The 5069-nt window shown below is 42.4% G+C and carries 4 protein-coding genes and 1 pseudogene; 1 reads left to right on the top strand and 4 read right to left on the bottom strand.

The window, feature by feature from the left end; genetic code table 11:
• Positions 1-69: 69 nt before the first annotated feature.
• Positions 70-762, bottom strand: a pseudogene (locus tag DCC82_RS09020) (amino acid permease); the annotation flags it as partial.
• Between the two features lie 122 nt (positions 763-884).
• A complete protein-coding gene (gene kynU, locus DCC82_RS09015) occupies positions 885-2171 on the bottom strand; it encodes a kynureninase (protein WP_097354428.1) in 1287 nt (428 codons plus the stop codon).
• A gap of 185 nt (positions 2172-2356) precedes the next feature.
• Here kynU and DCC82_RS09010 point away from each other — a divergent pair, with 185 nt between their 5' ends.
• Positions 2357-2971, top strand: a complete 615-nt coding sequence (locus DCC82_RS09010; protein ID WP_097354427.1) for a TetR/AcrR family transcriptional regulator — start codon at positions 2357-2359, stop codon at positions 2969-2971.
• Between the two features lie 253 nt (positions 2972-3224).
• Here the strand turns inward: DCC82_RS09010 and DCC82_RS09005 are convergent, their stop codons facing one another.
• Both DCC82_RS09005 and DCC82_RS09000 read right to left on the bottom strand, forming a co-directional pair.
• Positions 3225-3338: an ankyrin repeat domain-containing protein gene (locus DCC82_RS09005; RefSeq protein ID WP_233252957.1), complete on the bottom strand. Its 114-nt coding sequence runs from the start codon at positions 3336-3338 to the stop codon at positions 3225-3227.
• 129 nt (positions 3339-3467) lie between these two features.
• Complete coding sequence (locus tag DCC82_RS09000; RefSeq protein WP_097354426.1) at positions 3468-4910, bottom strand: NAD-dependent malic enzyme; 1443 nt, start codon at positions 4908-4910, stop codon at positions 3468-3470.
• Positions 4911-5069: the final 159 nt, after the last annotated feature.

The raw sequence follows: 5069 nt of genomic DNA, 5'->3' as shown, positions 1-5069 counted from the left end.
TTACCAACTGTGGATAATTTGAAAATCCCTATTTTGACGAAAAACTTTGAAATATACTCTTCATAGCTGTGTCAAAACATAGAAAGTCGACAAACGGAATACGGTTGCTTTTAATGCTTTCGGTACCGCTACATCCGGATCTTTCGCTTCACCTGCTGTAACCGCTATCAATTCTGTCCCTAAAAAGCTGAATAGAGAGATAAAGATGGCTACCCACATTCCCCACCAGCCAAACGGCAGAAAACCGCCATCGTTTACAAGATTTTCGCTTCCTATTCCCGGCTGATCAGATGCTCCAAATAGAACATATGCACCAAGGAGAATGAAAAGCACAATCGCACTAACCTTTATCATGGAGAACCAATACTCAAAAGTAGCAAACGTATTGACACTCGTAGCGTTGACATATATCAGCACACCGCCAAACAACAGGATCCATACGATTCCCGGAACGTTCGGAAACCAGTATTTCATATAGACGGCAATTGCACTTACTTCTACTCCAACAGCAAGTACATTCGCTATCCAGTACGAATAGCGAACAATAAAACCTGCATAAGGATGGATATATTTTTCCGCAATCGTCCCAAAAGATCCTGAAGTAGGATGGGCAACCGTCATTTCCGCTAAACATCCCATTAGAAGCAATACGATCAACGCGCCTATCATATAACTAATCAACACGCTTGGCCCGGCAGTTCCAACAGCAAGCCCGCTTCCAAGGAACAATCCGGTGCCGATTGCACACCCCATCGCAATCATGGTAAGCTGACTGGATTTTAAATCGCGATTTAATCCTCTCTCCCGCTCATGAAGATCATGGAAATGATTATTTTGGTTTTTCACGGTTTCCTCCCCCTTTCTTCTCGTAAAACGCGACATCTTTATGCCACTACTTCGCGTTCATTTGTAAACTTTTCATATTGTTTTTCCTTCATAATTTTTTTAAGGATTTGGACGACTTTCCACACTTCTTCATAAGAAGTGTACAATGCGATCGGTGCCAAACGAATGATGTTAGGTGCACGAAAATCCGGAATCACTCCGTTTTCTTTCAATGATTTACAAATCCGAGCAGCTTCATCATGTTCGAGGCTTACATGCCCCCCTCGGCGTGCATCGTCTCTAGGATTGCCAATGGCAAAACCAAAATCTTTCAGCTCATGTTCAATTAAGTACATTAAATATCGAGTGATTTGCAGCGACTTTTGGCGAATATTTTCAATGCCGGCTTCGGCAAAAATTTCTAAGGATCCGATTAAAGGCGCAAGGCTCAGCACGTGAGGCGTTCCGATTTGATAAGCCCCTGCCGTTTCAGCCGGTGTGAATGTATGCTCCATGTCAAACTGTTTATCTTTTTTGGAACCGAACCATCCGGCCAGGCCGGGAAGCTTCCCGAAATGTTTGCGATTCACATATAGCCCCGCGACACATCCAGGCCCCCCATTTAAATACTTGTAGTTGCACCAAAACGCAAAATCAACCTCCCACTCACTGAATGAATGAGGAATGGCACCAATAGAATGACATGCATCAAATCCAATGAAAATGCCACGAGCGTGCGCTTCCTCTGTTAAACGCTTCATATCCAATATTTGACCGCTTCGATAAAGAACCGTTGGTAAAATAATTAACGCAATATCGTCGGTCATGGCAGCGATAATGTCATCCTCTTCTAAAAAGCGGCCATCACGGCTTTTTACACGGATAAGATGCGTATCTGGATCATAGCCGCGGATACGGAGCTGGCTTTGCAGTGCGTAAATATCAGAAGGGAATGTCAACTCATCAGCCAAGATTTTTGTACGTGTTCCCTCAGGTTTGTAAAAGGTCGCAACAAGTTGATGCAAGTTCACTGTCGTGGAACCAGTTACAATGACTTCTTCAGGCGAAGCTCCCACTAATGGCGCCATCATTTCCCCAAGCCTCTCCGACAGGTAAAACCATGGATGTCTCCCTTGCGTCCACCCGTCAATCCCCAACTCTTTCCAATCAGCCAAAGACTCTAAGAGCGTTTTTTCAGCTCTCTTAGAAAGAAGCCCTAATGAATTACCGTCCATATAAATAGAGTCAGGCTTTAAGTAAAACTCATGGCGGAAATGCCATAGTTTATCTTCCCGATCGAGCTTCCTGGCAAATTCTAGTGTAGGTTCAAAAGAATAAGAAAGCATCCTATCCTATTCCTCCTTCACATTATTTTTTGGGAAAATTGTATCAATGAAGTTGACATGATGTCAATTAAAAATAAAAAATTTTCTAAACGTTAAGTCAAGTATTAAAATTATTATAAATAACCCTTTCGTTTTCAACAGATTCCATTTATGCTATTAAAAAGGGAACGAATGGAGGGAATGTCGTGAATACTAGCAAAGTGGCCGATAAACGTCATATGCGTTCCATCATGACACGCCAAAAACTATTGCAAGCGGCAAAAGAAGTATTCATTGAGGAAGGGTTTCAAAAAGCAACGATTACTCAAATTATCAAAAAGGCAAATGTGGGATACGGTACAGCCTACGTACATTTTGGAGGAAAAGACGAAATTTTGATTGTGCTAATGGAAGATGTGATGGAACAATTTTATCAAATTGCAGAAATGCCCTTCTTTCCAACGTCAAAAGAAGAAGCCCAACAAATCATCAAAAAACAGGCATATTCATTTTTAAAGATGGCAGAAGCAGAACGAAGCATGATGCAAGTGTTTGAACAGGCTATTGGAATTTCACCGGTTGTGTCCGCTAAATGGAAAGAAATCAGGGAAAAATTCATCCAGCGAATTTCACAAGATATTGCCTATTCACAAAAAAAAGGACTAGCCAAAACGCAGTTAAATCCCGAACTTGTTGCCCGCGGCTGGTTTTTCACCAACGAAATGTACCTTTGGGAAATTGTCCGCAATGAACATAAGGCATCCGTAGCAGACATTGCCCAAACCATTACAGCCGTTTACACAACGGGACTTTACCTGTAACGATATGTTTTTGTAAAAGCTCTTTGTTTCATAAAGTCTGTTAATGTTTGTTGTTGATTTTATGAACAAATGAACAGCCACATCATAAAGTGGCTGTTTTATCATTGATTTACTATCATCCCCCATTAATTCAACTGTACAAAAACAAAACTGCAAAGCGTTTTAGTCCTTTGATTTGTGTAGGATTTTGAACAATAATCAAAAATCAACAATCGAGTTTAACAGAGCATTTTCATAAAAAATCCATCCATAGTTAGACAGGACGAAGAAGTTCCGTAACCTTATTGTTGCCATGCTTGATTGCAAGAGACAATGCGGTTTCCCCACCTTCAATCCTAGTGTTTACATCTGCTCCATGTTCGATCAATAAGTGATGAAAAGGGGCGTGTTGTTTGCCTTATAGAAACAAATTCCATTTGTTTCTTTTCAAAATACAAAAGGGTTTCAGACGAACGTCTGAAACCCTTTTTTCAACCGTCTTGTCTAAACGGCGGACTTATTTTTGTTCTCCTGAATATCCCCCTAAAGGAATGTTATCTTTCCGCGCCACGCCGGTGCGATATGCCGCTTCAATAACGGCTTGTCTCACTCGTTCTACCACTTTGTTATTAAACACGCTCGGAATGATATACGTTTCGTTTAACTCGTCATCGGTTACAACGGAAGCGATCGCTTTCGCCGCGGCGAGTTTCATTTCTTCGTTAATTTCTTTTGCGCGGCAATCGAGCGCACCGCGGAAAATGCCTGGGAAGCAAAGAACGTTGTTAATTTGGTTCGGATAATCGGAACGTCCTGTCGCCATCACGCGGACGTACGGCTCCGCGATTTCCGGATCGATTTCCGGCACTGGGTTGGCCATCGCAAAGACGATTGGATCGCGCGCCATTTTTTTCACATCATCGACTTTTAAAATGCCTGGAGCGGAAACGCCGATAAATACGTCTGCGCCCGCGATAACGTCGGATAGGCTTCCTTTTTCGTTATCTGGATTGGTGATTTGCGCATATTCTTGCCAATAAGGATTATCGTACTTCTCACCGCGATGAATCGCGCCGTGGCGGTCGACACCGATAATATTGCGCACACCGGCCGCCAGCAAAATTTTCGTGCAGGCAATTCCAGCGGCGCCGATTCCCGTTAACACGACTTTAATGTCCTCGAGTTTTTTGTCGACAATTTTTAACGCGTTTAATAGACCTGCAAGCAATACTACCGCCGTTCCGTGCTGGTCATCGTGAAATACAGGGATGTCTAATTCTTCTTTGAGCCGTTTTTCAATTTCAAAACAACGCGGCGCCGAAATATCTTCTAAGTTAATGCCGCCAAACGCCGGCGCAATCGCTTTCACAATTTGAATAATTTCTTCTGTATCTTTTGTATCTAAGCAGATTGGGAAGGCATCGACGCCCGCAAATTGCTTAAACAACATCGCTTTTCCTTCCATCACTGGCATCGCCGCGTAAGGTCCGATATTGCCAAGCCCAAGCACCGCTGTACCATCGGAAATGACCGCCACCGTATTGCGCTTAATCGTTAAGGAATATGCTTTTTTTGGGTCTTCCGCAATGGCTTTACATACTCGCGCTACCCCTGGCGTATAAACCCGTGATAAGTCATCACGCGTCTTTATCGGAAATTTCGAGTTCGTTTCGATTTTTCCACCGATATGCATCCAAAACGTACGATCTGATACGTGAATAATTTTAACGCCCTGAATTTTTTTCAGCGCTGCAATAATTAAATCGCATTGTTTTGTATCTAACGCACTGACGGTGATATCACGCACGGTATGTACTTTGCTAGATGAAATAACATCAATCCCGACGATATCTCCCCCTGCTTTTCCGATCGCAGCGGCGATATCGCTGAATGAGACATGATCTTTTTCATATTGAAGACGAATCGTGATGTTCATCGTTGCGCCACTTGGTAATGCCATTACACTCTACCTTTCTTTTACATTTTTATCCATATAAAAAACTCCCACGGTTCACATGTTATATCAATATAGGGAAAAAGACAACCCTTATTGTAAATTATCACTTTATTTCGGAACAAAAGAGCCATTTTTTTGCACATTCCTTCAGAAAACCCTCTC

This window comes from Geobacillus sp. LYN3 (assembly GCF_003064505.1).
Taxonomy (GTDB): Bacteria; Bacillota; Bacilli; order Bacillales; family Anoxybacillaceae; genus Parageobacillus_B; species Parageobacillus_B toebii.
Note: the sequence above shows the minus strand (reverse complement) of the source record. Positions and strands in the feature narration are given on the sequence as shown.

What these genes read in the sequence shown, in the direction of transcription:
- DCC82_RS09000 (WP_097354426.1), bottom strand. Translation starts at nt 4,910, where the DNA reads ATGGCATTACCAAGTGGCGCAACGATGAACATCACGATTCGTCTTCAA.
- kynU (WP_097354428.1), bottom strand. Translation starts at nt 2,171, where the DNA reads ATGCTTTCTTATTCTTTTGAACCTACACTAGAATTTGCCAGGAAGCTC.